Origin of the sequence: Acidaminobacter sp. JC074 (genome assembly GCF_022496765.1) — a bacterium.
Lineage (GTDB): Bacteria > Bacillota > Clostridia > Peptostreptococcales > Acidaminobacteraceae > JABXKX01.
Window position 1 is genome coordinate 202091 of the sequence record NZ_VANV01000005.1, and the last position, 25545, is coordinate 227635.

The following is a 25545-nucleotide window of genomic DNA, read 5'->3' on the forward strand; positions in this document are numbered from 1 at the left end:
TTATAAAAAAAAGAGATCTTTCGATCTCTTAAGCCAATTCTAAGGCAATTTCCATCATTTTAGTAAATGCAGTTTGTCTCTCTTCTGGTGTCGTTTCTTCATGAGTAATTAAAGAATCTGAAACTGTTAGAATACATAATGCATTCACACCGAACTTAGCTGCATTCATATAAAGTGCTGCAGCTTCCATTTCTACTGCTAAAACACCCATATCCATCCAAGGCTTCATAGCGTTAGGATCTGCATTGTAGAAGATATCAGATGATAAGATGTTACCAACTGTAACAGGTGTATTCTTCTCTTCTGCAACCTTCACAGCCTTGTTTAATAAGTCCCATGATGCGATTGCTGAATAAGTACCGTTGAAGTTGTATTGGCTTGCATAGTTTGAGTTTGTTGAAGCACCCATACCAATAACTACATCGTATAAGTTAAGTTCTTTTTGCATGGCACCACAAGAACCAATTCTGATTAAATTCTTACAACCAAATACATTGATAAGCTCCCAAGAGTAGATACCAATAGAAGGCATACCCATACCAGAACCCATGACAGAAATTCTCTTACCATTATATGTACCAGTAAAACCAAACATGTTTCTTACTGTATTGAACTGAACAACATCAGTTAAGAAAGTTTCAGCTATGAATTTCGCTCTTAGTGGATCACCAGGTAATAAGACCGTTTCTGCAATTTCAACGCCTTCAGGCTTAATATGTGCTGTACTTTTCATAATTTTCTCCTTTTCTTTTAACTGTATTGATTGTATCATTAAACCTATCTTCTGACTAATGCTTTAAAGATCAGCCAATGATTTTTGTAGAGTTCTTACAAGTTAATACCCCGTTTTACTGATTAAAAACGGATTTTAAAAAGGAAACCTAAAGATGTGTTTTCTATACCATATTCAAAGTCATGCAGTTCCAATGTTTTCTGGACGATAGAAAGGCCTAAACCATTGCCCCCTAAAACTCTAGACCTAGATTTTTCAATCCTGTAAAATCTATCCCATAGCTTCTTCATATCATCCTCTTTTAAAAACTCATGAGAGTTTTCAATTAAAAGTTCATTATTAATCAGGCTGATATTGATAATATTTCTTTCATCTACATACCTAAAGGCATTGGATAAGATGTTTTGAACCACCATTTCCATCTGCTTAACATCTACATCTACAAGTGTATCTTCTAAGCTGATAGAGACCTGTAAATTAGGTATGATGTGTTCGTACTTTCTTAAGATATTACTGATCAGTCTTTTCATATTGATGGTCTGTAGATCTAAACTTTTTCCGGATTCCAAGTTTGATAACTCAAGCATATCGAGAACAAGACCGTTCATCTTATCCACTTCTTCAATGATAACCTGCAGGTAGTAGTCTGCTTTTTCTTTTGAAATACCATCTTTAATGCCTTCTGAATAAGATCTGATGACGCCAAGAGGTGTTTTTAACTCATGAGAAACATCTGCAACAAATTCTCTTCTTATCTTTTCCTGACGGCGTTCAAACTCTATCTCGTCTTCTAAGGTATCAATCTTTTCTTTAAGAGAAGTCGAAAGTATGTTGATGCTTTGACCCAGTCTGCCGATTTCATCCTGACGGTTTTCTTCACAAACAACTGAAAAATCCAAATTAGAAATAGCCTGAGTATTTTCAGATATTTTGACAATAGGTTTAGATATAACCTTCGAAAATACATAAGAAACTACCAATATGAGCAGCAACATAAATCCAGCCAGGTACCACTGAAACTTAGACTGAATATCAATGACTTCGTTAATCGGTTGTAAAGACAGTACAGATACCACAGTATATTGGATACCATCATATTTGATGTCGGCACTTAAGAAATTATAATCACTGTTCTGATAGTCCATACCATATAGGTCATTGTAGTAATAGTTATTTAAGTCGCTTATCTTATCTTGAAAATCTTGACTTAAAAATCTCTCCTTAAAGTCTATCACGACGCCGTATTTCTCTACTTCATGCATAAAATCATTTTCATCTTGTGCTAGTGTCTCTATCGTATCAGCTTGATAGATTTCATCTGTAACCTGAGGAAACTCAATGTCACTTGCAGCAGATATCATGGCATAAACATCATAATAAATCCCATTGATATTCATACCATATGGCTCAAATACGCCATTGTATTCGCTACCATAAACCTTGGCCTCTTGACCAATCAAATCTGAATCAAAGGTATTTAAAGAGCTTGCGTCAATGGTTTCCATGACACCAGCTTCTGTTATAGCCACTGCTTCCACGCTATCATAAAAAGGTAAAATATAACTTCTACCCTCTATTTCAACAGTAATGGTCCTTTCAAAAGAAGTCAGATAAGAAGCCTGATGGATATCACCATATTCTCCAAATACCAAGATAGGTTCATCAGTCGTATTCATATAGTCATAAAGGATACCAGCCTGGTCCATCAAGTCCTCAGTCTCCTGAAACTTTTTTACAGCTTCATCAAATGAAACGCTTGCATTCTTGATTTTTTCATTTTCATAATAGCTTGCCAAAAAAAACTTTTGAAAACCAAACTGTATGAACAATTGAACAAAAAACAAGACAAAGACAAAGACAAATATCTTTGCCGTTAGAGATTTTTTTATCATGAGTTCTCCATTCTATAGCCAACCTTAACAACAGTTTTTATACCGTCACTATAAGGTAAAATCTTCTTTCTTACTTTTTTTATATGAGAATCCACCACTCTTAATTCTCCATAAAAGTCATAACCCCATACCTTGTTGAGAATCACTTCCCTAGAAAGGACGATGCCTTTGTTTTCCACTAGATACTTTAAGAGATCATATTCCTTGGGTGTCATCTCAACCTGGTCATCATCTACCTTTACCTGGTGGGCATCTAGGTCTATGACAATCCCTCTCCAAGTCAGATTGCCTTCAGTCACTGCTGTTTCAGTGATTCTTTTAATCAATCTTGAAACTCTTGCAACCAAAACTTTTGGACTAAAAGGTTTGGTTACATACTCATCTGCACCAAGTTCAAAGCCCATGAGTTTGTCATCTTCTTCTCCACGTGCTGTCAGCATGATAATTGGAATGCCAGACTGTTTTCTAACTTTTCTACAGACTGACCAACCATCGATTTTAGGTATCATAATGTCTAGAATAATACCATCCACATTTTCAGTTTCAAAAAGCTCAAGCGCTTCTTCCCCATCTAGAGCCGAAAGTGTCTTATAGCCCGCCTCTTGCAAGTAATCACAGATTATCTCATTTAATTTCACTTCATCTTCAATGACCAAAATGGTTTTCATACAAACCTCCAAATACCACTTTTAGAGTCGGAAAATCCGACTCTAAATATTAATCCATTATTTCATATGCATCTGTTTCATTTAAATATTGACCCAGTATCTCATTATAAGCATCCCATTTATCATAAGCATCGTCATACTTACCTTCTGAATCTAACTTAACCGCTTCATTAAAAAGCTTTTCTAATTTTGATAAGTCATCTGTTTTAAGACCTAGCTCATTTAACCAAGACGATTCGTCTTCCCACTTGATTGCTTCAGCAGCCTCAGCTGTACAGGTTGTAACAAGATCATGTTTGCCTAAAGCATCATAATAAGCTTCCCATTTGGAATCGTCTTTCTTTGCTGCTTCAAACAAAACCTTTAACTTTGAAATTTCATCATTATTTAAACCTAAATCTTTTAGAAAAGCCGCTTCATCTTCCCACTTCATTTCCATAACAGGCTCGATTGTAAAAGCACCTTCATACTTATCTAAAATCTTGTAGTAGTCATCCCACTTCTTGTTGGCTTCATCATACTTGCTAGCTTCTTCTAACTTTACAGCTTCATCAAATAATTTTTCTATAGCTGTCATATCATCAGATGTGAGCTTTAAGTCTTTTAACCATTCTTTTTCTTGATCAAATGAATAAGGTTCAGGCTTATACTCTTCTGGCATTAACTCTTCTAATGCCTTATGATAAGCTTCCCACTTATCCTCGTCCTTCTTAGCATCTTCAAACAAAGTCTTTAGTTTAGAAATTTCTTTATCTTCTAATCCTAAATCTTTTAACCATGACGCTTCATCCTCCCACTTCATTTCCATAGAAGGTTCAATTATAAATGCATCTTGATACTTGTCTAAAATCTTATAATAGTCATCCCATTTTTTATCTGCTTGGTCATACTTGTCAGCTTCTTGTAATTTAAGAGCTTCATTAAATATTTTTTCTAAAGCTTGCATATCATCTGATGAAATCTCCATCTCTTTTAACCAGTCTTTTTCTTGGTCAAATGTATAAGGCTCAGGCTTAAACGCTTCTGGCATTAAGTCCTCTAATGCCTTGTAATAAGCATCCCATTTTGCATCATCTTTTTTTGCTTGATCAAATAGTGTTTTTAAGGTAGAGATTTCTTTGTCTTGAAGGCCAAGATCTTTAAGCCAAGCAGCTTCATCTTCCCATTTCATTTCATAAGAAATTGCTATTGTCTCGTTTAGCTCTGGTAACATCTTCTCTAATGCTGCTTGATAAGCATCCCACTTACCATTATCTTTGACTGCCTCATTAAATAGTTTTTCTAGGTTTGAAAGCTGACTATCTGATAAGCCCATATCTTTTAGATAATCTCTTTCCATTTCCCAGTTATGAACTAATCCATCTTTTATGTACTTACTTAAGATTTCATTATAAGCATCCCATTTTTTCATCGATGCTTCAAAGTCTCCCTTTTGATCAAGCTTTACTGCTTCATCAAACAATTTCTCAAGCGATTTCATATCATCCTTGTTGACATTAAGATCTTTTAGATAATCCTTTTCATCAACAAATGAGTATTCCCAATCTACTGTAGTATCCTCTAATTTTACTGCCTTTGTTTCTGCATAAGCACCACCTGAAACTAATATTGAAAATGCTAATGCAATTATACTTGCTTTTTTAATCATTTTAAAACTCCTTTCATATCTTGTTTACATGTACATCATAACCATGCCATGTGCCCAAGCTGTGCCCTGAAAGTGTTTTATAGAAAATTTATGACCCAGACTAAAAATAGTAAAAGAGATACTATGGCATCTTGGAACTTCATTCTAAAGTGACGAAGCGCATGCCAGAACTTGGATTTTGGTCTAACAAAGACCTTGAAGATAAAGAAAGCAGTAACTAAGTAACCAATGTATTCAAGCATATAGTAATTATCAAACATGGCTTTTTTCCCATAGTTAACCTTATTTGCAACAGCTTGAGTATAATTACCGTTTATAGACATAATCGGTTCAATGATATCAAGTTCTACTATAAAGAAGACAATGCACAGTACGGCCAAGATTAGCACGCCAAATTGTTGACCCTTACCAATCTTTCTATATTTTAAGGGCTCACCAAAGAAAATCTGAGAAAACTTCACAAAGGAAACAGTCGTTCCTAGACTGACAAGCCTAAATAAGTTGACATATAATTCATTAGGCATGGCATTCTTTATCATAAGCTTACTATGAAAACCGACAAAGAGTGGCGCACCTGTTATAGAAAAAATACCAATGAACATACTCAGAGACAAGAGTGGATGTGACTTTAAAATGCCGTGAATTTCTGTCACTCTTCTATAGCCGTATTCATTGATGATGATGCCTGCTCCTAAAAAGAGTAGTGACTTAAACAAGAAGTGATTAAAGAGATGCATATAAGCACCTAGATTACCCACGTGACTGTTGGCTGCAAGACTCATTATAATTAAACCAATTTGCGAGATGGTATGAAAGGCCAGTATGGCCTTAATGTCCTTTTGGCTGACTGCAAAGAAAATACCAGTGATGGCAGTAAAAAATCCTAAATAGAAGACAAGAGGATAAATCTCTGCAGCATCATATACATAAAGTACTCTGATCAAACCAAAAACGCCTGATTTTACTAAAAGGCCTGATAGAAGAGCGGATATATGTGACGGTGCCGCTGTGTGTGCACGCGGCAACCACTCGTATACTGGAAGTAATGCTGCCTTAACACACATGGATACAAAGAAGCAGGCCAAAGATATTTTTACAACAGAGAACTGAGCACTCATAAAATCATGAGAAGCCAAATAATCCATTATTATAGACATATTTAAGGTCCCAACCTTTAAGTAAATTAAGGCCACTCCAAATAAGTAAAGGGTCATCCCTATAGAGTTAAAGAGTAGATAATAAAGACCTGCCCTTAAAGAAATACCATCTTTTTTATACAAGATAAGAATGGCAGATATAATTGTGATGATTTCCATCAAAACAAATAAGGTAAAAAAGTCATTGCCTTGTACATAGGCTATAAAACAGCCTTCTAAAAACATGAGGAAAAATAGGAATTTAAAGTCTCCCTTTTTTTGTTCCCAAGCATATATTAAAACGACCCACCAAATGATAACTGCCATGGTCATGAAGATCAAACTGAGATTATCAATTCTAAACTCTATACCAATATCGCTGGTCCAACCACCTAAAGTAAAGGTAATGATACCATTGTCTAAAACAAACTGCCACAATCTAAAGAGCAAATAAGATACTGCAGACTGTGCAAAAAAAGCAGCATAATTAAACCACTTTTTATTTAATACATAAATCATTACTGAGACCAATATAGGCGCAAAAATGAGCGCTTGTGAATAAATCATCGGGTCCATATGCTCACATCCTTCCTATATACAAGTCTCATAATCATCTCCTCCATTTATAAATACTGAATGACCAGAACTAAGAATACCAGCAAAGAGACTATGGCATCTTGGAAACTGATTCTAAAATGTCTAATATAGTGCATGACTTTATCATTCGGCTTGATGAATAGCTTATAAACAACAAAACCAATGACAAAGTAAATTAAGTACTCCAACAGATAATAACCGTCAGAAAAAGATTTTTTAATATAAGCGATGCTTTTAATGACATCACTGCTTACAGGATCATTGATACTTAGAATCGGTGCAAGAATCTCCAGCTCTAAAAAGAACAAAGCTATACAAAGGGACGTCATAAAGATGACAGAAAAATGTTGTCCCTTGTTCTTTCTTCTCCTCTTTACAGGTTCGCCAAAGAATATTTGAGCAAACTTCATATAGGAGATAATGGAACCCAGACTGACAATTCTAAATAGATTGAGCTGCAGCTGAGATTCAATGGATAACTTGATCATGCTTTTAGAGATAAAGCCAATAAAATAAGGCGCCCCTGTTATGGACAGTAGGCCTATAACCATACATATGGAAAGGACCGTATGAGATTTAAAGACACCTCTAATTTCAGTTACCCTTCTTACACCATAATCATTGATGATGATACCAGCACCAAGAAAGAGAAGGCTCTTAAACACAAAGTGATTCAGTATTTGAAGATAAGCGCCTGTCATTCCAATATCAGAGTTGGCCCCTATCCCCATTAAAATAAAACCAATTTGTGAAATGGTCGAAAAGGCTAAAATACCCTTTATATCATTTTGACTAATGGTAAATATGATGCCTGAAATGGTTGTAAAACATCCTAAATAAAAAATAAGTGGGTATACATCTACAATTCTATATACATCTAAAATCCTGATCAAACCAAATACACCGGTCTTAACAAGAAGACTCGATAAAAGGGCTGATATATAAGATGGTGCTGCTGTATGAGCACGTGGCAGCCACTCATATACCGGAAACATGGCCGCTTTTACACACATAGATACAAAAAAACATGCAAATGAAACTTGTATGATGGAGTAGTCTACAGCCATAAATTCCTGACCAATCAGTTGTGCCTTAATCAGGGACATGTTTAAAGTGCCTACTTTTAAATAAATTAAAGCCACACCAAAGAGATAAAGGGTCATACCAATACTGTTAAATAACAAGTAATATAAGCCTGCTCTTAGAGATATACCATCTTTTTTGTAGATAATAAGTATGGATGAAATAATGGTAATAACCTCAATTAAAACAAACAAGGTAAAGAAGTCATTGACTTGCACAAGTGCTAAAAAACAACCTTCTAAAAACATCAGGAAAAAAAGAAACTTATAGTCATTTTTTTTCTGCTGCCAAGCATAGATGAGTATAACCCACCACACAATGGTTGCCATGGTCATAAAGATCAGACTGAGATTGTCAATTTTAAACTCTATACCAATCATCTTTGACCAACCACCTAAGGTAAACTTCAAAACACCTTGTGTCAAACTGTATTGCCAAAACTCAATCATAACGAGCGTGATAATACTTTGTGCCAGAAAAGCCAAATACGACACCCAAGGCTTACTGAATGTATAAATAAGAACAGATATCAGTATGGGTGTAAAAATTAATATCTGGGAAAATATAAACTGATTCATTTTTTCACGTCCTTAGAGCCAAGTTCACGCCAAGAAAGCGTACCGTAATAGTGAAAAATCTTTACAGAAAACATAAGTGCCAGTGCGGTGATTGAGGCAGAGATAACAATTGCTGTAATCATAAGTGCTTGTGGCAAAGGATCAACCATGTCTTTTACCGTTTCAGTGATAATTGGAATATCATTACCGGTATAGCCTGCCATTAGGATAAAGAGTAAAATAATGGCCGCCTGAATGATGTTAAAGCATATGATTGATTTAATGATATTGTCTGTATTACATATGCCATAGAGTGCAACACCAATGATTGCAAGAGCCAAAATAATGTCAATAATCATGAGTTACCCTCCTCTATAAAGATAATAAATAAGGAAACAAAGCCAATAGCAACTTTCCCACCAATCAATAAGTTTAAGATTAACAGATAGGTTCTTCTAATAGCATAAGGAAAATCCATGGGAAACATATTGGTAAAAAACTTGCCCGTCGTTAGAAAGCCAATTAGAATAACCAAAGGCAAGGCAACAAAAAGATACTTGTCTATCTTCAGCATTTTGTTGATACTGAATGGATGCATACCAATAATAAAGTAATAAAGTAAATAGGAAGTCGCCATGATAACGCCACCTTGGAAACCACCGCCAACAGATGTATCACCATTTGCAATAATGTAAATGGAGAACAGCAGTAAAAAAGGTAATAGTAATCGGCTAACTGTTATTAAAATCTTAGAATAATTCATAGTAAGTCCTCATCTTTAATAGCCATAAAAGCAATGCCCGTTACTGCAACCAATAATATACTTGCCTCAAAAAAAGAGTCAAATAATCTATAATCCAAATAAATAGCCGTTACAAGGTTCTTCGAACTGGTTTCTTCAAGACCATTTTCTACATAGTAGGTATGACTTGATGTATTGTATTCAAGAGAATCACCATTGATATGCCACATAATCTGGAACATCATATATATGATAACTACTGCTACTAAAAATCCTCTCACTCTTTTCATAGCCTCTCCTAATCTATGGTCTCTTCATCGACTGTACGTATGATTCTTATACCATGAATCTTTTGAGTCATTTTTTCAAAACGCTCAATCATAACATTCGATTCCTTACATGTCATATCGTATCTCTTCTTTTTCTTGTTATAATCAACAATGATATCGATGTCTTGACGTCTAAATGCACCATGTATACTTTTGGCTTCATCATCAAAAACATCTTTTGCATTGATCAATTTCAGCTTCAAGTTTTCATTTTTACAAAACTCAACCAATAAATCCTCGTAAATGAATTCCTTGTCTGTATTCATCATCACGGTAAAGGTTTGTTGTTTGGATATTGTGATTAAAAATATTAAGGGAATAAATGCAGATCCAACTGCAATTTCAGCTAAAGCTACATCTGGTGCATCATTATAGAAGTACAAAGATGCAGCTATCAATGAGAACACTGAGAAATAGACAATGACTCTCTTATTATTTTTTTCTATGACTATGACTGTTGTAATCACAAGTAACAACAGCATCAAGGCTATTTTAATCATCTTTGCTCTCCTCATAAGCTGCTTTTGTAATCACGTGATTGATAACGGGATTGGTTAACATCACAAACAAAAGAACAATACTCAACTTTATAGACATACTATTAAAACCTGACTTTAATATTAAGGCTATGATCAGTAAAATCATAGACATGGCATCTATTAAAGAAGAGGTTAAGAGTTTTGGAATCGGACCTTTCATGGTATTGATACCTAGGGCCCCCATCATAACAAAGAACATGGCTAAAACCAATAAGATATTAACAATCATTTTCTACCTCCTGCAATAAACTTAGCTAAGAGAATCAAAGATAAAAAGCCAATGATAGAATAGGCTATGGCAATATCCATAATCAATTCAATTTGGTACTCTACAGCATATGTAATAATGATCATAACAATCATAATTGCGATTAAGTTTAAAGATAAAAGTTTCTCCCATATGTTTTTGCCTCGTATCATTCTAATAAAGACGATGCCTATAGAAATCAAAAGGACCAGCATCATTGTATTTAACATTATATTCTCCTATATAAGAATGGCTTTTGATAAGAAAGTATCTCATTAACCATATCTCTAACATCTTTTTCTGAGCGACTAAAACCAACAATCTTTAGAATATTGTCTTCTACATCTAAGGTGATTGTGCCGGGTGTCATTGTAATAGCATTGGCAATCAAAGTGATGATGACTGCATTTTTCGTATCCAAATGAACATCAAAGGTTACATAGTCCTGCTCGTTCTTTAATATTCTAATGACATGTGAAATAGAAGATTTTATGATTGAGATCAAGACAATAAAACCAAACCAAATAAAACGCCAAATAGGTGGCAACTTAAGAATATTGTCATCCAATTCAAACATAATATGGTAAGTCATCTTAATGATTACCACAGAAAATATGGTTCCAGAAATAATGGTCGCTAAATCAGCATTGCCATTTAGTACAATCCAGAAGAAGATCATTAAAATGTATAATTGAAACTGCTTTAATTGTTTTTTCATAAACTAACTCCTTACATCAATTGTACCCCTTTTTACTACAAAAAAATCAGCTCGCTAAGCAAGCTGACCACATTATTCATTTTTGGGACAATTCATCCTACAAAACTCTTCTTTATTAGCACAAACAACTTCTTTTGAACCACAAACTGGACATACTGCCTGACCTTCCACATTAAGTGAAAATTCATGATCACATGTCTGACAAACATAATCACATATATTGTAAGTATATTTCCCACCTGTAATATGGATGCCTTTACCTGTCGTTAAAGCCTCTGCAACTTTACGCCTTGCGCTTTCTAGAATGTTTTGAAAGGTCTGCCTCGAAACCGACATTTTTTCGGCACATTCCATTTGGTTTAATCCTTCTGTATCCTTTAATCGTATGGCTTCTAATTCTTCTACTTTTAGTATGATGGTCTCAAGCTTGCTTTTTGGTATGCCACACGGTTTAAACAATGTATGTTCTGGAACAAATGAAATTTTTCGCCATTTTGTAGGTCTTGGCATAATTCCTCCTTAATTTGTATAGATTAAGATTATTATACCACAACCACCAAAATGACCTCAACATTATTTCACAAATCGATTACTTTATTGCCCCCATAGGACAGACTGATCTTAGATCATCAGTCGACTCACCTATTAAAGTATATTTACCATCTACAAGCTGAACTTTATCGGGAAAAGCATGAAGACACTTGCCACATAATATGCAGGCTGCTTCGTCTATCAGATCTTTTTCCTTAGAAAACTCTATGTCCTTCATCTTAACCAATAAACCTGTTAACTGGGCCATTATGATGATAGCAACAATTGTTAAAATCCATCTGATGATCATGTACTTAAATCCCATAAACTTGACTTCATTAATAAGCATGGGAACCTTTACAACTGCCCAAGTAGATAGAATAATAACAATATTTTTTATACTGGCACCTTTTTTTAAAAGGGTCTGACACACTGGAAAGGCAGCGTAAATGGGACCTGCTGATAAAGAGCCAATTAAAACAGAAATACCATAGCCCCTTATGCCTGAACCATCTCCAAAATATTTCATAATTACCTTGGTCGGTACCCATGTTTGAATCAACGATGTCAAAATAAATACGGCTGGTAAAATCTGAAGCATCTCAAGAAAATAATACCTGCTTTGACCAAGTGCTGGTAAGATTTTTTCAGGTGACATGATTAAAACTAAGCCATATGAGCATAAGGCAAATATTAGAATCTTATGTTTTTTTATCATAGGATCACCCCCATAATCAATGAAATGATAATAGCAAATGTAAATGAAAGTGCATTTCTTACTAGTGTAAACTTTTTACCAAAGGTCTTAATCTCAAGAGGCATGGTTAAAAAACCCACCATGGTCAGTGTTGTTAAAAAAGCCGTTAAAGCCATAATACCTGCACCATTTGCCTTTAAAGAGCCAATGAGTGGAAAGGCCACAAAAGCTGGTATTAAAGTCACTGTGCCAACAAGTGCAGAAACAATAACAGCTATCAGTCCTGTTTCTCCTCCAATCAGTTTTTCTATCATCTCTGATGGAATCAGAGCAAGTACTAAGCCAATCAAAAGCAAGATACCAATAATGTCTGATAACATGCTTTTCATCATCTTTCTTGCCTGTTTTAATGAATCGAGTGTTTTCGTTTTATCTTTTTTTATGGATATAAGAAAAGACACAAGGGCTATCCCTATTAAAATTAATGTTGTCATTTGATTACCTCCTAACCAAAGTATATAATGAGAACACAGATATAAAAGTTACTGCGGTAACTTTTGGAGGATATTTTATGACAATTCATGATTTAGACATGTTTAAAGATGTAGAAAGTATCAATTACCATACAGAAACTTACTCTGATAAAGCCATTATCAAACTATCTGGTGATCAAGTTGATGGACTAGGTATTGTTTTAGAAGGACAAGCTTTGATGCAATATATCAACGAAGAGGGTCAGCTGATGACCATCACAGACTTTTCTCCTGGCCAAACATTTGGTGGTAATCGTCTTTTTTGTAATGACAATACCATCCCAATGACCATAACAGCCAAGGGAACTTGTGTCATTTCATATGTCTCAAAAGAGACCATTTTAGAACTTTGTCAAACCAACCAGCATTTCTTAATTCATTTTCTTAAAGACCTTTCAAGTAAAAGTGATATTCTTTCTTCTAATATAAGACAAATCAAATTTGTAACCATAGAAGACCAGATAATTCACTACCTGACAAGTGAAATGAAGAAAAGAAACGCCATGTCTTTTGAGCTTGCAATCAGCAAAAAAGAATGGGCCGAACAGCTTGGTATTCAAAGAACGTCTCTTTCTAGAACCTTGCAAAAGATGCAAAAAAAAGGATGGATCTCTTACAAGAACCATCACTACCAACTCATCAATCATGAAATTTTTTGCTAAGTAAACTATGAATTCGGCTAAATAATCAGATATACGGCTAAATAGCCGAATCATTTGAATTCTACATTGAACAAAGTATACTTAAGGTATAAACAAGATATCGCCACTACCGATATCAAGCGGGTAAATACAACTGAATAACATGAATTAAAACTGAATATTGATAAGAATATTCAAGAATTGGACCGCAACCCATTTCTTGAGTATTTTTATTTTTTTGCTAAACATCCTTTAAAACAGTGATCACTAAGGCGACAAGTAAGAGACCAGCACCGAATAGGCCACTTAAAAGGATTTGCTCTTTAATGAATACAGCCGCCATAACCAATGTTAAAAGGGGTTCACCTAGAAGAATCAGACCCACACTCTCTGGTGATGCTGTCTTCTGAGCTGTTGTTTGTGCAAAATTAGTTATAGCTGTACCAAAGATACCCATGACAAGTATGGGTGCCCATGCATCTATAAGTAAGTTCATTTGAACATCTTCAAAGACCAGCATACCTATCACAGATAGGATGGTCACTAAAAGGAACTGTAAAAAAACCAATATGGATTCATTAATATGCTTGGCATGTCTATCCATAATCATAATATAGGCTGTATATGATGCCGCACATAAAAGCGCTAGTAAATCACCAAAGTTAAATGACCCACCATTCATACCCGAAATAAAATACAGGCCAATTATTGATAGAAAGACTGAGAAGGTTACCCACTTATTAGGTAGCTTCTTATTGATAAAGGTGGTCACAATTGGTACAAAGAGTACCGACATAGCCACTAGAAAACCTGACTTTGAAGCACTTGTATGACTGAGTGACCAAATGGCAAGGGTAAAGGCTAGAAAAGTAAAAAAGCCCAACACAATACCTGGTAAAACATCACTTCTTTTAATCTTTTTTATATCTGACCACTTAAAGACACTGATCATCAAAAGGGCTAAAATATACCTACCAAACATAATATGAAAGATAGGAATACTGTCCGCATAAACCTTAATAATGATTGTAGACATGGCCCAGCCTGTAGCTGTTATAAATAGCAGAATATCTGCCTTCTTATTAGTCGATAACATAATACACCTCTCGGCTATTATATCAGAGCCTTATCCATTATGCCATGATTTTTTTGATCGCTTTGGCCATTTCAACAGAGGCCTCAATTTCTGATTTTTTAATGGAAATACTTTCAACATTACAGCCGATTGGAATCTCTCTTTTTTTCGCATATTGCCATAGGGCTTCAAAGTTTTCAATGCAAATTTCTACAGACTTTTCTAATGGATCTCTAGAGTTTAAAATATCATTTTCCAACCATTTAGATACGTTGATGCCAAGCCACTTCATAAAGTCTAATGTCTTTTTAGACCCACAAGGTGAAATGGTAAAAATAATGGGTACCATCTCAGTATCTGTCTCTTTACAATAGAAGTAATAGTCTGATAGAAAGTTTTTAGCTGCTTCTACATTATAAACGGCTTGAGATATAAAATACTGACAACCATTCTCTTGCTTTTTAATCATCCTTAAATGTTCATTCTCCTTAGTAATATGACGTTCGGGTATACAAACACCACCTAAGGACAAATTCTTGTTACATGCCTTGTATAAATCATAGGCATCCCCCAACTTTAAAGGTACCTCTTGTTTACTAGATGCTGCACCTACAAAGACTGAATAATGATCAAATCTATTGGGGTCTTGTAACCAATCACATAAATCATCAGATGAGTACTTGCCAACACAACGATAAACAATTCTAGGAACATTTAAGTCATGCATATAATCTTTTGAATAAACCACCGGGTCGATTGTCTCTAGAAAAGGAAAAGGTCTTTCCTCATCAATCCTATCTTTTTCGTCATGAATGTCATAAAGGACCAGCCCGTCTACGCCAATGGACTCTACTGCTGTCATCTGTTTTTCAGCAATTCTACAGACTTTTTCATGTTCTGTCTTTTTTTTAGGTGGCGTTAAACCATACAACAAGATCCCACTCTCTTTATCTCTAATTTTCTTCTCTAACACGATAGCCTCCTCTAAAGGGTATTTACTAACATAACCAAACCGAGAAAATAAATAAAACTCTTCCGAAAGGAAGAGTTCTCTGTAATCATTTTTCTCATCTTTCGGTTTACACCGCTGGATTTAGCACCATACATTTTACTGCTGGTTGCCGGATTTCATAGGGCCAGTCCCTCCATCACTCTTGATAAGTTCTATTAAATTGTATCCAGTATAGTATGATTTTTATAAGTTGTCAATAAATATTCTTAAGATTGTATCTTTATTCAGGATCAAATCCTTCGAAGCAGGCCGGTACACTTTGGTCTATGGCATACCTATAAGATTCTAGAGACTTGGCAGTATATGAAAACAGCGGCATTGATCTTTTTTTCAATCGCTTGATGACTTTAGAATCCAAAGCTTTGATGTCATAAATCACAAAATGAGGTCTTGTAACAATATTGCCGTAAACATTTGATAAAAACCACCTTTTAAAGAAGGAAGCATCATTATAATCATAGGACAGTTGACCTCTCACTATATGAGGTGCATGTTTTTTAAACCACCAAACAGATAAAGGATTAAAGGATTGAATGATATAGGGGCCTTGATAGGACTTTAGTGCCTCATAACCTCTTTCTTCTAGACGGTTTGAAGTGGTTTCATTTTTAAACTCTATCATTAAAGGAATCTGACCTCTTATCAATTCGAGAAACTCATCAAAGAGTGGAATTTTTTCATCGGTATCCAATAGTCTCAAATCTTTTATATCTTCATAGGTAGCCTCATAAATAGACAGGTCTTTTCCTGTCATCCTCTTGAAATTCTCATCATGAAAAACAATCAAGGTATCGTCTTTTAAGATCTGCACATCTAGTTCCACAGCAAATCCCCTATCAATTGCATTCTGAAAGGCTCCTAAAGAGTTTTCTGGTGACGCTTCATTAAAGTAACCTCTATGCGCAATGGGTTTATCATACATCCAATTAGGTATTTCCATAGCCACCTCCGAAAAGATTATACACCTAAAGCAAAAAAGTAAAAAGACTTTCATAAGAAAGTCTAAGCCAATAACCCTTGTTTGGAATCATCCAAAGTGATTTCAACAGTAGAAGTTAACAAGTCAGAATATGTATAAGAAACATGTCGTTCCGATTCTTTGCCGCAATCAATGTTTACAACGAAGATGCTCGGGTATGTCGCTATAACCTTGCCCTGTTTTGTATAATACTTCTTTCGTCCACTGTGTGTTCTTAATGTCACGCTTTGACCGATATTAGCCTCCACGCGTTTTCTGATACTACCTAGTGTTGCTCTTGTTGCCAATATAATCACCCCTTTAATATACCTAGAGTCATTATAACATTTATTTTCTGAAAATTCAATAATTATACATCTTATATTCAACTATGTCAACGTTTTTTAATCACGATTTGTTTAACATCATTTTCCATTTAGCAATTGGTTTATTCTCATTTCGCCAGCTTGGTCTTCAGAGTACTTAGTATAGATAAACCAGTTGGTAATACTCATATTCAGCATTTCCTCAGGCAAAATATCTGCCATTAAAAATTGGGTATCCAACATAAATAAGCGGTCAATCAAGTTAAGTTTTTCATTCTGTGAAATTGGTTTTTCTGCCTTAAATGCCTGGCAAAAATTAATTTTATGATAAATAACTTCCTGACTCAAATGCACACCGTATGTTTCAAAAAAGTAGGCATCCGCTTCTAGATTTTGTTCAAGGATATTTTGATAATTCGCTTCATGTTCTTGTCTTGTAGAATGACCAAATAAACGACAGACATAAGGACGTACTTCATAGATCATGCAAGTGTTTTCAGTTGTTAGAAAGGGACATGCCTGTTTAACAACAAGCTCATTAAAGTAATGATCTTCTATACGTTTCATAATCGTTTCATACATGCCCTTGTCCTGTACATATTTATAGATATTTAGAAACTCTACATAAAATGCATGAACCGATTCTACACAGCATTTGGCACACCCATTACACTTACCGCTGGGAATTTCTGAATAAATATCATTTAGGTTTGATATTAAATTGTTGTTTTTTAACAAGACGTTTGATTTTTCTATCATTTTTTTTGTAATTTCCATAGTCCCTCCAAAAAAATTATAACATATTTAAAAAAATTTCAAAAAAATGATTTTATTAAATATCATTGGGTATTATAAGAGTGATAGCTGAAAATTCATTTTGAATTTCTCTTTTACTCCTAAAAATCTCATTAGAAAAAACACCACTCGCGTGGTGTTTTTTCATTTATGTAAGTAAATTTTAATTATATGTTGTTCCAGTGCCTTTCGACGCCTTTCGTCCTGAAACTTCCAAATAAATAAATACTGCCACTAATACTACTGTTAACATCTACTCGTCACCTTCCTTTCACAAACAGTATAACACCATTTATAAGAAAAATGTCCAATGTAACAGCCTTGTCAAGAATCCTTAAATCAGTAACTTCTTTGTAACATTACAAAACAAAGCCCAAAATAGTCATAACAAGCATCATGATTGAAAAAATCATTAAAAACATGGCCACTATGCCCATTTTTTTTTCTAAGTGATATTGAAGACCCAGTAAAAAAACAAATACACTTAAAAAACTTGTCACAATCAGATCCAGTCTAGGCAAAGCCAAATACTTGCTCATATAAGTATAAGAAACAATTGAAACCAACATGATGACAGAAACCATCAGTCTTCCTATTTTCAATAAATTGACCAGGCGCATAAAATCTCCTATTATTCATTAGATATTTCAAGTATCATTATACCATAGGGGGTAAATATATGGATTTAATTTTACATAATGGACGTATATTTTCAATGAGACATGAATCCGATGTTTTTTCAGCTATAGCAATAAAGGATGGCAGAATTCATACCATTGGTCACGAGGAAGTCATTGATTTAAAAACAGATAAAACCCAGGTCATCGACCTAGAAGGAAGGGATGTTTTCCCTGGCTTTAATGACAGTCATATTCATTTATTAGGATTAGGTGCATCACTGAGTCAAGTGGACTTGTCAGGTGCTAAGAGTAAGGCTGATGTCGTTAAAATCACAAAAGAGTATCTCGAAACACATCAAATAAAGAAAAATGATTGGGTTGTAGGCAGGGGTTGGAATCAAGATAACTTCGATATAAAAGAGATTGTAACTGCTGATGATCTTGATCAAATTTCACAAGGCCACTACTTGTTTTTAAGAAGAGCCTGTGGTCATGTGGCAACTTGTAATTCTCATCTACTAGAGACCTTTGGTTTTTCTAAAGATAAAACGCTGATTGATGGTGGTGAATATGAAAATGGTGTCTTTAAGGAAAATGCTCTTGAACTGGTTACTGGAAAAATGCCAATACCTACAAAGGACGACTTAAAGTTGTGGATTAAAACAGGAGCTCACTATCTGAACTCACTGGGAATTACTTCTGTCCAAAGTGATGACTTATGTGTATTTTCAGAGTCACTTATTCCGGATGTTTTAGAGAGTCTTATTGAACTTGATGTGGAGAATGAACTGTCTGTAAGAGTTTATGAACAGTCCTTATTTAGAAACATAGATATTTTAAAGCATCAGGTTGAATCTGGCTACAAACAGAATAAAGGCAGCAACTTCTTTAAGTTTGGCCCACTAAAAATTCTTGGTGATGGTTCTTTAGGTGGTCGTACTGCTTGGCTTAATAAACCTTATGCAGATGCACCTGATGAAACGGGTATTCACATGTATGAACAGGACGAACTCAATGAATATGTCTACTTCGCTCATAAGAACAAGATAGCATCAGCCATACATTGTATTGGAGATAAGATGCTTGATTCTGCTTTAGAAGCCATTGAATATGCTCAAGAAAAAAAACCTAACCATCAATTGCGTCATGGTATTGTCCATTGCCAAATTACCTCTAAAGACCAACTTCAGAGAATGAAAGCACTAAATGTAATGGCTTATGTTCAGCCAATTTTTCTAGACTATGATGCTCATATTGTTTATGACAGAGTAGGAAAGCTTGCTGACACATCATACAATTGGAAGACGATGATAGACTTGGGCCTTAGAATGTCTTTTGGTTCTGATGCACCCGTTGATTCAGCGGACCCCATCAAAGGCATTCACTGTGCGGTAACAAGAAAAGGCCTTGATGGTACACCTCAAGCAGGCTACCTTAAGGACCAGGCTATTTCAGTATATGATGCTATTTACAATTATACAGCTGAATCTGCTTATGCATCTTTTGAAGAAAATAAAAAAGGCATGTTACTGCCTGGCTTTTTAGCTGATCTTGTCATTTTAGATGGCAACATCTTTGAAAATATACTCAAATCAAAAGTTCATATGACCATTCTAGGTGGTCAAATAAAATACAAAGCTTAAATCATCGATTTAAGCTTTGGGTCTTTTATGGAGTGGTTCATAAATCATCATGGTGCTGCCACCAGGTAGCTCAATGTCTATAATCTTGCCCCAAGGTTCATCTCGTCTATTTTTTGTAAGAATGCCATGACTTTTCATCTCATCAATGAAATCATTGATATCTTCACATAAAAAATAAATTTCATGACATTCAGAGTCGGATGGATGAATACCCATTTCTGTTTTTGGAAGATCAAAGATCAACCAATTACCACCATTGTCTACATAAGGAAACTTCAAAACATCTCTAAAAAAAGCCCTGTCCTTAGCTGCATCCTTAGAAAATATCATGGTGTGTGTACCTGTAATCATAGGGTCTCCTTTCAAAAAAACACCCTAGAAAACTAGAGTGTTTAAAGTGTGATCTTATTCTTTTGCTGTTTTAGCAACTTCAGTAATTGATGCTACTAAACCACCAAGATTTTGCATTTCAGATGGAATGATGATCTTAGTTGCTTGACCATCAGCCACTCTAGTCATTGCATCAAATGATTTAAGTGCAATAACAGCTTGCGATGGATCTGACTTCTTAATGAACTCAATACCATCAGCAGTCGCTTGTTGTACTTGTCTGATTGCTTCAGCATGACCTTCAGCTTCTCTGATTTCAGCTTCTTTTTTCGCTTCTGCATCAAGAATCTTAGCACGTTTTCTCGCTTCTGCATCTAAGATAGCAGCTTCTTTACGACCTTCTGCCTCAAGGATTGCAGATTTCTTAGTACCTTCAGCCTCAAGAATCGCACGTCTTCTTTCACGCTCAGCACGCATTTGCTTTTCCATTGCTTCTTGAATGTCTTTAGGTGGTAAGATGTTCTTAACTTCCACACGGTTAACTTTAATACCCCATGGATCAGTTGCTTCATCAAGGATTGATCTCATTTGAGTATTGATTAAGTCTCTTGATGTTAATGTTTCATCAAGTTCTAATTGACCGATGATATTTCTAAGTGTTGTTGCTGTTAAGTTTTCAATAGCAACGATTGGTCTAGAAACACCATAAGCATATAGCTTTGGATCTGTGATTTGGTAATAAACTACTGTATCAATTTTCATTGTAACGTTATCTTTTGTAATAACTGGTTGTGGTGGGAAGTCAACTACCCTTTCCTTTAATACAACCTTCTTAGCCACTCTATCAATTAGTGGAATCTTAATATGAAGACCTGTATCCCAAGTACCTGCATAAGCACCAAGTCTCTCAACTACATATGCATGAGCCTGTGGAACAACTCTTACGTTTGATGCAATTAATACAATCAATACAACTACAATAACTGCAATAGAAATAAATCCTGCCATATGAACCTCCTTTAATCCATTGGTTTAACAATGAGTTTTACCCCTTCAATGCTAACCACTTCAACTCTCTCGTTCTCTGCAATTGCTTCGTCATCACAAGCTTTTGCCGACCAAATTTGACCTTTTACCTTTACTTGACCTAATGCAAATGGTTTTAGCTCTTTAATTACTATACCCTCTTTACCAATCAAACTATCTACATTTGTTTTAGTTGCGCCAATTTTTAATACTTTTTTGGCAACTGGTCTTGTATAGATAAGCATCAATGCCGAACCTACAATAAAAGCAATGACTTGAACGAAAATTGGTAATCCTAGAAAACTTGCAATCATCGCAAGCAGTGCGCCTCCTGCAAACCAAATAAATGTCAATCCTAATGTTAATCCTTCTGCTAAACCAAAGCCTATGGCTATAATCATCCAGATGACACTAAGTGGTATCGACAAACCTAGAATGTTAACTGTCATTCTGCATCCCTCCTTTAAGAATCTTTCTAATTACATTATAGGTGACATTTATAATTGTTTTTCAAATATGACACGAAAATGAATTAAGGTGACATGAAAGTGAAAAATATTATATAATAAATATAACTAATCTTATTATATCAGAAAAAACTTGGTAAAATATAGTCAAATAAGAAATATAAAGGGGATTTCATGACGCAAGTCGTTTTAATAGGAACAGGCACGCCCAATCCAGACCCAAACCGTTCTGGTCCTTGTGTGGGTGTTGATCATAATGGAAAACTTTATATAGTAGATTTTGGTGTAGGCTTAATTAGACGCATCAATGCAGCAGGTTACAATATCTCTGAAATTGATACGGCCTTTCTTACACACCTGCATTCAGACCATACGCTCGGTCTAAGTGACTTGATCATCACCCCATGGATTTTAGGCCGAAGGGCGCCTTTAAAGCTATTTGGTCCAAAGGGAACAGATGATATGGCTGCTTATCTCCTTAAAGCTTATGAAAGAGATATTCATGAAAGAATACATGGCTTAGAAAAAGCCAATACAGAGGGCTATAAGGTCAGAGTAGAAGATCTACATGAAGGCATCATTTATGATGGTGATATCAAGGTTGAAGCGATTTTAGTCCCCCACGGAAACTTAGAAGCCTACGCCTTTAAGTTCACAGGAGACCAAACCATTGTTATCTCAGGTGATACGGCCCCAAGTAAAAAACTTATAGATTTTGCAAGTGGCTGCGACATCTTGGTCCATGAAGTTTATTATGCTGGTGGCCTAAAAACAAGAAGCCCTCAGTGGCAAAAGTATCACAGCAGTGTTCATACATCAGGTTTAGAACTGGGCAAAATCGCTCAAAGTATCCAGCCTAAAAAGCTGGTCCTCTATCACCAACTATTTATGCAAGAACATATTCTTGATGAGGATATGGATAAGAACAATGAAATTTATAAAGAAAAAATTTTAGATGAAATTCGAGAAAACTTCACTGGCCATATTATTTACGGTGAAGATCTCATGATAATTAGGTGACCTTATGCAAAAAAATCAAAATTTAACAAAACTTTATAGATACGCCGTCTTTTATTCTGTCATTGTATTGTTTGCACTTGTCATGACCTATGCCATTACAGCAGGTTCTTTGCAAATGGATAATAAGAGAATTTTGATAGGCCCCATTTTGATCAGCATCTTTTTACTGACAAACTGGTTTCTGCTTTTTCTTTTAAAAAAGGTTTTTATTCTTAATAGAAAACATGAAAAAATAGAACTTGAACTGTTAAAGTATCAATATCTAGAAAGCGACTTAAAGATGTACCGTCAACATAGACATGATATGAAAAACCATCTTATGGTAATTTATGAACTGGTGCAAAACAACAAGTATGATGAGCTTGAAGACTATACAAAACAGTACATAGATTCAACAGATAAGAAGCTTAGACGTATCAATACAGGTGCTGATGAACTCGACGTCTTGATCTACAACAAACTAGACACAGCAAAAGACCATCAAATCGAAACAGATTATCACTGCACAACTGAACTCACAATTGCCCATCATGCAGTGATTGATATTGTATCCATCTTTTCAAATCTTTTAGATAATGCCATTGAAGCCAATAAGAAAATCTCTAAAGAATCTGAAAGGATGATTTCAATCAATATCAACGAGGATCAACTAGATTATGTCTTTGTTATTACCAATGCCTTTATTCAGGAGGACAATCCTTCAAAATTTGGCTTAGACGGCTTTACAACGAAGTCAGATACAAAGAATCATGGACTAGGTTTAGGTATTATTACAAAGCTTGTGGACAAGTACAAGGGACATCTTTCAATAGAAGTCTTTAATGAGAAATTCTTTCAAGTCATCATTGAAATGCCAAAGCATACCTTATAGAAGACAGATCATGTCTTCTTTTTTTGTTTTCCTCTTAAATAATTGAACTTTTCTGTCATTTGAGATAGACTTATAGAGTAATATTTCGTATACAAAAATAATTAGGAGGACACTATGGGTTTAACATGGAATCTTGATGGACTGTACAGTTCATTCGAAGATGAAAAATTTAAGAATGACCTTCAAACACTGATCTCTAAGGCTGAAGGCACTACTGAAACAATCACAAAGCTCTTGGCTAGTGATAAAAGTGATGTAGAAATCATTGAAACATATCTAAAAGAAAATGAAACGATGAGAAGCTTAATTGCACCAGTTGCATCTTTTTCGAGCTTATCTTTTTCTACAGACTCAACAAATGCTTCTGCACTTAACAGTTTTCAGAAGATACAAAGTTTAAATGCCTTATTGATACCTGGGCAAGTTATGTTTGCCAAATGGCTGGTTACTAAAGATTTAGATAAGATGCTTTCTCAGTCTGACCTTATTCAAACTTATGAATTCTATCTTAAAAATATCCTTAAAAATGAAAAGTATGCATTAGATGAAAAAACTGAAAGTATCATTGAAAGGATGAGACAAACAGGCTCAAGATCATTTGATACATTACAAAAGAAAATATCTTCTGGTATGACAGAGGAGGTTGAAATCGACGGTAAAACTGAAGTCATGCCACTCCAGGCAATCAGAAATCTAGCTTTTGAAAAAGATCCTGATAAACGTTTGGCCGGTTACCATGCAGAAATGAAAGTCTATAAAAAGAACGAAGAAGTTTCTGCAACAGCTCTTAATGGTATCAAGGGGGAAAGTTTAACTTTAAATGAATTAAGAGGCTATGACTCTCCACTAGAAAAAACATTGATCAACTCATATATGAATAGAGAAACACTGGATGCCATGTTGGATGCTATGAAGGATGCACTCCCTAAGTTCAGAGCTTACTATAAGAAGAAGGCGGAACTTTTAGGTCATAAAAATGGCTTACCTTTCTATGATATTTTTGCACCGATGGGATCAAGTGATATTACATTCCCATATGAAAAAGGAAAGGCACTTGTACTAGAGCAGTTCGCTACATTCTCTGAAGAACTGAGAGACTTCGCTCAAACAGCTTTTGACAATGACTGGATTGATGTGGAGCCTAGAAAAGGAAAGTCTGGTGGTGCATTCTGTGCAGGATTATTCAGTCTTAAAGAATCTAGAATTCTTTTAAACTATACTGGCAAACTTAACAATGCCATCACTTTAGCACATGAACTGGGACACGGTTTCCATAACTACAATCTATATAATGAAGCACCACTAAACATTGGTTCTCCAATGCCACTTGCTGAAACAGCTTCAATATTCTGTGAAACCATTGTAAAAAATGCCGCACTAAAAGATGCAGACCCTGAATCTAAATTCTCTATTCTTGAAGTTGCCATTCAAGGTTACTCTCAAGTTATTGTAGATATCTATTCTAGATTCTTATTTGAGTCAAAAGTATTTGAAGCTAGAAAAGGCGGTCCTTTATCACCAGACCAAATCAAGACATTCATGTTAGAAGCTCAAGAGGAATCTTATGGTGATGGTTTAGATCCAGAGTTTAGACACCCATACATGTGGATGTGCAAGACGCATTACTATATTCCTGATCTTGATTTCTATAACTTCCCTTATGCATTTGGTCTATTATTTGCAAAGGGTATTTATGCTAAGTACAAAGAAATGGGACAGTCATTTGTACCTAAGCTTAACACTTTACTACGTTCTACTGGTAAAATGAATGTTGTAGATGTGGCTAAGCAAATGGACATTGATGTCACTGATAAATCATTCTGGCAAACTTCATTAAATGAAATCTGTGCAGAAATTGACGAGTTTATTGAATTAAGTAAATAAGTAAAAGGCGGGAAATCCCGCCTTATTTTATGTCTATAACATCATAACCGATGTCTTCTACAGCTTCTTTTAAGAGCTCATTAGAAACTTCAGTTTCTACTACTGCATGTTTTTTCTCAACACTTGTTTCTAAAACTTCTACACCCTCAAGTGCATTTAGGGCTGTAGTCACTCTTCCTGTGCAGTGACCACACATCATTCCTTCAATTAACATTGTTTTCTTCATA

31 protein-coding genes and 1 riboswitch are annotated in these 25545 nt (G+C 35.1%); of the genes, 5 read left to right on the forward strand and 26 right to left on the reverse strand.

Annotation, left to right across the window (positions count from 1 at the left end):
* Positions 1–28 precede the first annotated feature (28 nt).
* The 16 genes from deoD to EZV73_RS07075 form a co-directional block, all read right to left on the reverse strand.
* Positions 29–733: a purine-nucleoside phosphorylase gene (gene deoD, locus EZV73_RS07000; protein WP_240839537.1), complete on the reverse strand. Its 705-nt coding sequence runs from the start codon at positions 731–733 to the stop codon at positions 29–31.
* A gap of 122 nt (positions 734–855) precedes the next feature.
* The gene (locus EZV73_RS07005) at positions 856–2625 is read right to left on the reverse strand and encodes a HAMP domain-containing sensor histidine kinase (RefSeq protein ID WP_240839538.1); all 1770 of its coding nucleotides are present in this window, start codon (positions 2623–2625) and stop codon (positions 856–858) included.
* Positions 2622–3293, reverse strand: a complete 672-nt coding sequence (locus EZV73_RS07010) for a response regulator transcription factor (RefSeq protein WP_240839539.1) — start codon at positions 3291–3293, stop codon at positions 2622–2624. The genes EZV73_RS07005 and EZV73_RS07010 overlap by 4 nt, the downstream gene beginning before the upstream one ends.
* 49 nt (positions 3294–3342) lie before the next feature.
* Complete coding sequence (locus tag EZV73_RS07015) at positions 3343–4941, reverse strand: hypothetical protein (RefSeq protein ID WP_240839540.1); 1599 nt, start codon at positions 4939–4941, stop codon at positions 3343–3345.
* A 77-nt stretch (positions 4942–5018) separates the two neighbouring features.
* Positions 5019–6653, reverse strand: a complete 1635-nt coding sequence (locus EZV73_RS07020) for a complex I subunit 5 family protein (protein ID WP_240839541.1) — start codon at positions 6651–6653, stop codon at positions 5019–5021.
* A gap of 47 nt (positions 6654–6700) precedes the next feature.
* Entirely contained in the window at positions 6701–8335 is a 1635-nt protein-coding gene (locus tag EZV73_RS07025) for a complex I subunit 5 family protein (RefSeq protein WP_240839542.1), read from the reverse strand.
* Complete coding sequence (locus EZV73_RS07030) at positions 8332–8673, reverse strand: sodium:proton antiporter (protein ID WP_240839543.1); 342 nt, start codon at positions 8671–8673, stop codon at positions 8332–8334. Before EZV73_RS07030 ends, EZV73_RS07025 begins: the two co-directional genes overlap by 4 nt.
* Positions 8670–9077 carry an MnhB domain-containing protein gene (locus EZV73_RS07035; RefSeq protein WP_240839544.1) on the reverse strand — a complete coding sequence of 136 codons (408 nt, stop codon included), beginning with the start codon at positions 9075–9077 and terminating at the stop codon, positions 8670–8672. The genes EZV73_RS07030 and EZV73_RS07035 overlap by 4 nt, the downstream gene beginning before the upstream one ends.
* The gene (gene mbhE, locus EZV73_RS07040; protein ID WP_240839545.1) at positions 9074–9346 is read right to left on the reverse strand and encodes a hydrogen gas-evolving membrane-bound hydrogenase subunit E; all 273 of its coding nucleotides are present in this window, start codon (positions 9344–9346) and stop codon (positions 9074–9076) included. Before mbhE ends, EZV73_RS07035 begins: the two co-directional genes overlap by 4 nt.
* Positions 9347–9354: 8 nt before the next feature.
* Positions 9355–9885 carry a DUF4040 domain-containing protein gene (locus EZV73_RS07045; protein ID WP_240839546.1) on the reverse strand — a complete coding sequence of 177 codons (531 nt, stop codon included), beginning with the start codon at positions 9883–9885 and terminating at the stop codon, positions 9355–9357.
* On the reverse strand, positions 9878–10153 hold the full coding sequence (locus tag EZV73_RS07050; protein ID WP_240839547.1) for a monovalent cation/H(+) antiporter subunit G: 276 nt from the start codon (positions 10151–10153) through the stop codon (positions 9878–9880). The genes EZV73_RS07045 and EZV73_RS07050 overlap by 8 nt, the downstream gene beginning before the upstream one ends.
* The gene (locus tag EZV73_RS07055) at positions 10150–10401 is read right to left on the reverse strand and encodes a monovalent cation/H+ antiporter complex subunit F (RefSeq protein WP_240839548.1); all 252 of its coding nucleotides are present in this window, start codon (positions 10399–10401) and stop codon (positions 10150–10152) included. The genes EZV73_RS07050 and EZV73_RS07055 overlap by 4 nt, the downstream gene beginning before the upstream one ends.
* Positions 10401–10889: a Na+/H+ antiporter subunit E gene (locus EZV73_RS07060; protein ID WP_240839549.1), complete on the reverse strand. Its 489-nt coding sequence runs from the start codon at positions 10887–10889 to the stop codon at positions 10401–10403. Before EZV73_RS07060 ends, EZV73_RS07055 begins: the two co-directional genes overlap by 1 nt.
* Before the next feature lie 72 nt (positions 10890–10961).
* Positions 10962–11399, reverse strand: a complete 438-nt coding sequence (locus EZV73_RS07065; protein ID WP_240839550.1) for a DUF134 domain-containing protein — start codon at positions 11397–11399, stop codon at positions 10962–10964.
* A 79-nt stretch (positions 11400–11478) separates the two neighbouring features.
* Complete coding sequence (locus tag EZV73_RS07070; RefSeq protein ID WP_240839551.1) at positions 11479–12138, reverse strand: permease; 660 nt, start codon at positions 12136–12138, stop codon at positions 11479–11481.
* On the reverse strand, positions 12135–12611 hold the full coding sequence (locus EZV73_RS07075) for a permease (RefSeq protein ID WP_240839552.1): 477 nt from the start codon (positions 12609–12611) through the stop codon (positions 12135–12137). Before EZV73_RS07075 ends, EZV73_RS07070 begins: the two co-directional genes overlap by 4 nt.
* Positions 12612–12688: 77 nt before the next feature.
* Here EZV73_RS07075 and EZV73_RS07080 point away from each other — a divergent pair, with 77 nt between their 5' ends.
* On the forward strand, positions 12689–13312 hold the full coding sequence (locus tag EZV73_RS07080) for a Crp/Fnr family transcriptional regulator (RefSeq protein WP_240839553.1): 624 nt from the start codon (positions 12689–12691) through the stop codon (positions 13310–13312).
* Between the two features lie 220 nt (positions 13313–13532).
* Here EZV73_RS07080 and EZV73_RS07085 read toward each other — a convergent pair whose 3' ends face one another.
* The 6 genes from EZV73_RS07085 to EZV73_RS07110 form a co-directional block, all read right to left on the reverse strand.
* Positions 13533–14387 carry a DMT family transporter gene (locus EZV73_RS07085; RefSeq protein ID WP_240839554.1) on the reverse strand — a complete coding sequence of 285 codons (855 nt, stop codon included), beginning with the start codon at positions 14385–14387 and terminating at the stop codon, positions 13533–13535.
* 37 nt (positions 14388–14424) lie between these two features.
* Positions 14425–15339, reverse strand: coding sequence for a methylenetetrahydrofolate reductase (locus tag EZV73_RS07090; RefSeq protein ID WP_240839555.1), 915 nt, complete (start codon positions 15337–15339; stop codon positions 14425–14427).
* A gap of 91 nt (positions 15340–15430) precedes the next feature.
* Positions 15431–15530, reverse strand: a riboswitch (SAM riboswitch).
* A 68-nt stretch (positions 15531–15598) separates the two neighbouring features.
* On the reverse strand, positions 15599–16318 hold the full coding sequence (locus EZV73_RS07095) for a glycerophosphodiester phosphodiesterase family protein (RefSeq protein WP_240839556.1): 720 nt from the start codon (positions 16316–16318) through the stop codon (positions 15599–15601).
* A 62-nt stretch (positions 16319–16380) separates the two neighbouring features.
* Positions 16381–16644 carry a Veg family protein gene (locus EZV73_RS07100; RefSeq protein ID WP_240839557.1) on the reverse strand — a complete coding sequence of 88 codons (264 nt, stop codon included), beginning with the start codon at positions 16642–16644 and terminating at the stop codon, positions 16381–16383.
* A gap of 117 nt (positions 16645–16761) precedes the next feature.
* The gene (locus EZV73_RS07105) at positions 16762–17439 is read right to left on the reverse strand and encodes a YkgJ family cysteine cluster protein (RefSeq protein WP_240839558.1); all 678 of its coding nucleotides are present in this window, start codon (positions 17437–17439) and stop codon (positions 16762–16764) included.
* A gap of 377 nt (positions 17440–17816) precedes the next feature.
* On the reverse strand, positions 17817–18077 hold the full coding sequence (locus EZV73_RS07110) for a hypothetical protein (RefSeq protein WP_240839559.1): 261 nt from the start codon (positions 18075–18077) through the stop codon (positions 17817–17819).
* Positions 18078–18136: 59 nt separating this feature from the next.
* On the opposite strand from EZV73_RS07110, the gene EZV73_RS07115 reads away from it, so the two are divergent.
* Entirely contained in the window at positions 18137–19720 is a 1584-nt protein-coding gene (locus EZV73_RS07115; protein ID WP_240839560.1) for an amidohydrolase, read from the forward strand.
* Positions 19721–19729: 9 nt separating this feature from the next.
* Here the strand turns inward: EZV73_RS07115 and EZV73_RS07120 are convergent, their stop codons facing one another.
* The 3 genes from EZV73_RS07120 to EZV73_RS07130 are packed head-to-tail and all read right to left on the reverse strand — an operon-like array spanning position 19730 to position 21525.
* Positions 19730–20071 (reverse strand): VOC family protein, encoded by a 342-nt coding sequence (locus EZV73_RS07120; RefSeq protein ID WP_240839561.1) that lies wholly within the window; start codon positions 20069–20071, stop codon positions 19730–19732.
* Positions 20072–20125: 54 nt separating this feature from the next.
* Positions 20126–21058 (reverse strand): SPFH domain-containing protein, encoded by a 933-nt coding sequence (locus tag EZV73_RS07125; protein ID WP_240839562.1) that lies wholly within the window; start codon positions 21056–21058, stop codon positions 20126–20128.
* A gap of 11 nt (positions 21059–21069) precedes the next feature.
* On the reverse strand, positions 21070–21525 hold the full coding sequence (locus EZV73_RS07130; protein WP_240839563.1) for an NfeD family protein: 456 nt from the start codon (positions 21523–21525) through the stop codon (positions 21070–21072).
* Between the two features lie 192 nt (positions 21526–21717).
* On the opposite strand from EZV73_RS07130, the gene EZV73_RS07135 reads away from it, so the two are divergent.
* The 3 genes from EZV73_RS07135 to EZV73_RS07145 all read left to right on the forward strand — a co-directional run bounded on the left by EZV73_RS07135 (position 21718) and on the right by EZV73_RS07145 (position 25318).
* Positions 21718–22563: an MBL fold metallo-hydrolase gene (locus tag EZV73_RS07135; RefSeq protein WP_240839564.1), complete on the forward strand. Its 846-nt coding sequence runs from the start codon at positions 21718–21720 to the stop codon at positions 22561–22563.
* 4 nt (positions 22564–22567) lie between these two features.
* Positions 22568–23434, forward strand: coding sequence for a sensor histidine kinase (locus EZV73_RS07140; RefSeq protein ID WP_240839565.1), 867 nt, complete (start codon positions 22568–22570; stop codon positions 23432–23434).
* Between the two features lie 114 nt (positions 23435–23548).
* On the forward strand, positions 23549–25318 hold the full coding sequence (locus EZV73_RS07145) for a M3 family oligoendopeptidase (RefSeq protein ID WP_240839566.1): 1770 nt from the start codon (positions 23549–23551) through the stop codon (positions 25316–25318).
* A 22-nt stretch (positions 25319–25340) separates the two neighbouring features.
* Here EZV73_RS07145 and EZV73_RS07150 read toward each other — a convergent pair whose 3' ends face one another.
* Positions 25341–25544, reverse strand: a complete 204-nt coding sequence (locus tag EZV73_RS07150) for a heavy-metal-associated domain-containing protein (protein ID WP_240839567.1) — start codon at positions 25542–25544, stop codon at positions 25341–25343.
* Position 25545: the final 1 nt, after the last annotated feature.

Coding starts and splice junctions, on each gene's coding strand:
- deoD (WP_240839537.1), bottom strand. CDS start 733: ATGAAAAGTACAGCACATATTAAGCCTGAAGGCGTTGAAATTGCAGAA.
- EZV73_RS07005 (WP_240839538.1), bottom strand. CDS start 2,625: ATGATAAAAAAATCTCTAACGGCAAAGATATTTGTCTTTGTCTTTGTC.
- EZV73_RS07010 (WP_240839539.1), bottom strand. CDS start 3,293: ATGAAAACCATTTTGGTCATTGAAGATGAAGTGAAATTAAATGAGATA.
- EZV73_RS07015 (WP_240839540.1), bottom strand. CDS start 4,941: ATGATTAAAAAAGCAAGTATAATTGCATTAGCATTTTCAATATTAGTT.
- EZV73_RS07020 (WP_240839541.1), bottom strand. CDS start 6,653: ATGGACCCGATGATTTATTCACAAGCGCTCATTTTTGCGCCTATATTG.
- EZV73_RS07025 (WP_240839542.1), bottom strand. CDS start 8,335: ATGAATCAGTTTATATTTTCCCAGATATTAATTTTTACACCCATACTG.
- EZV73_RS07030 (WP_240839543.1), bottom strand. CDS start 8,673: ATGATTATTGACATTATTTTGGCTCTTGCAATCATTGGTGTTGCACTC.
- EZV73_RS07035 (WP_240839544.1), bottom strand. CDS start 9,077: ATGAATTATTCTAAGATTTTAATAACAGTTAGCCGATTACTATTACCT.
- mbhE (WP_240839545.1), bottom strand. CDS start 9,346: ATGAAAAGAGTGAGAGGATTTTTAGTAGCAGTAGTTATCATATATATG.
- EZV73_RS07045 (WP_240839546.1), bottom strand. CDS start 9,885: ATGATTAAAATAGCCTTGATGCTGTTGTTACTTGTGATTACAACAGTC.
- EZV73_RS07050 (WP_240839547.1), bottom strand. CDS start 10,153: ATGATTGTTAATATCTTATTGGTTTTAGCCATGTTCTTTGTTATGATG.
- EZV73_RS07055 (WP_240839548.1), bottom strand. CDS start 10,401: ATGTTAAATACAATGATGCTGGTCCTTTTGATTTCTATAGGCATCGTC.
- EZV73_RS07060 (WP_240839549.1), bottom strand. CDS start 10,889: ATGAAAAAACAATTAAAGCAGTTTCAATTATACATTTTAATGATCTTC.
- EZV73_RS07065 (WP_240839550.1), bottom strand. CDS start 11,399: ATGCCAAGACCTACAAAATGGCGAAAAATTTCATTTGTTCCAGAACAT.
- EZV73_RS07070 (WP_240839551.1), bottom strand. CDS start 12,138: ATGATAAAAAAACATAAGATTCTAATATTTGCCTTATGCTCATATGGC.
- EZV73_RS07075 (WP_240839552.1), bottom strand. CDS start 12,611: ATGACAACATTAATTTTAATAGGGATAGCCCTTGTGTCTTTTCTTATA.
- EZV73_RS07080 (WP_240839553.1), top strand. CDS start 12,689: ATGACAATTCATGATTTAGACATGTTTAAAGATGTAGAAAGTATCAAT.
- EZV73_RS07085 (WP_240839554.1), bottom strand. CDS start 14,387: ATGTTATCGACTAATAAGAAGGCAGATATTCTGCTATTTATAACAGCT.
- EZV73_RS07095 (WP_240839556.1), bottom strand. CDS start 16,318: ATGGAAATACCTAATTGGATGTATGATAAACCCATTGCGCATAGAGGT.
- EZV73_RS07105 (WP_240839558.1), bottom strand. CDS start 17,439: ATGGAAATTACAAAAAAAATGATAGAAAAATCAAACGTCTTGTTAAAA.
- EZV73_RS07110 (WP_240839559.1), bottom strand. CDS start 18,077: ATGCGCCTGGTCAATTTATTGAAAATAGGAAGACTGATGGTTTCTGTC.
- EZV73_RS07115 (WP_240839560.1), top strand. CDS start 18,137: ATGGATTTAATTTTACATAATGGACGTATATTTTCAATGAGACATGAA.
- EZV73_RS07120 (WP_240839561.1), bottom strand. CDS start 20,071: ATGATTACAGGTACACACACCATGATATTTTCTAAGGATGCAGCTAAG.
- EZV73_RS07125 (WP_240839562.1), bottom strand. CDS start 21,058: ATGGCAGGATTTATTTCTATTGCAGTTATTGTAGTTGTATTGATTGTA.
- EZV73_RS07130 (WP_240839563.1), bottom strand. CDS start 21,525: ATGACAGTTAACATTCTAGGTTTGTCGATACCACTTAGTGTCATCTGG.
- EZV73_RS07135 (WP_240839564.1), top strand. CDS start 21,718: ATGACGCAAGTCGTTTTAATAGGAACAGGCACGCCCAATCCAGACCCA.
- EZV73_RS07140 (WP_240839565.1), top strand. CDS start 22,568: ATGCAAAAAAATCAAAATTTAACAAAACTTTATAGATACGCCGTCTTT.
- EZV73_RS07145 (WP_240839566.1), top strand. CDS start 23,549: ATGGGTTTAACATGGAATCTTGATGGACTGTACAGTTCATTCGAAGAT.
- EZV73_RS07150 (WP_240839567.1), bottom strand. CDS start 25,544: ATGAAGAAAACAATGTTAATTGAAGGAATGATGTGTGGTCACTGCACA.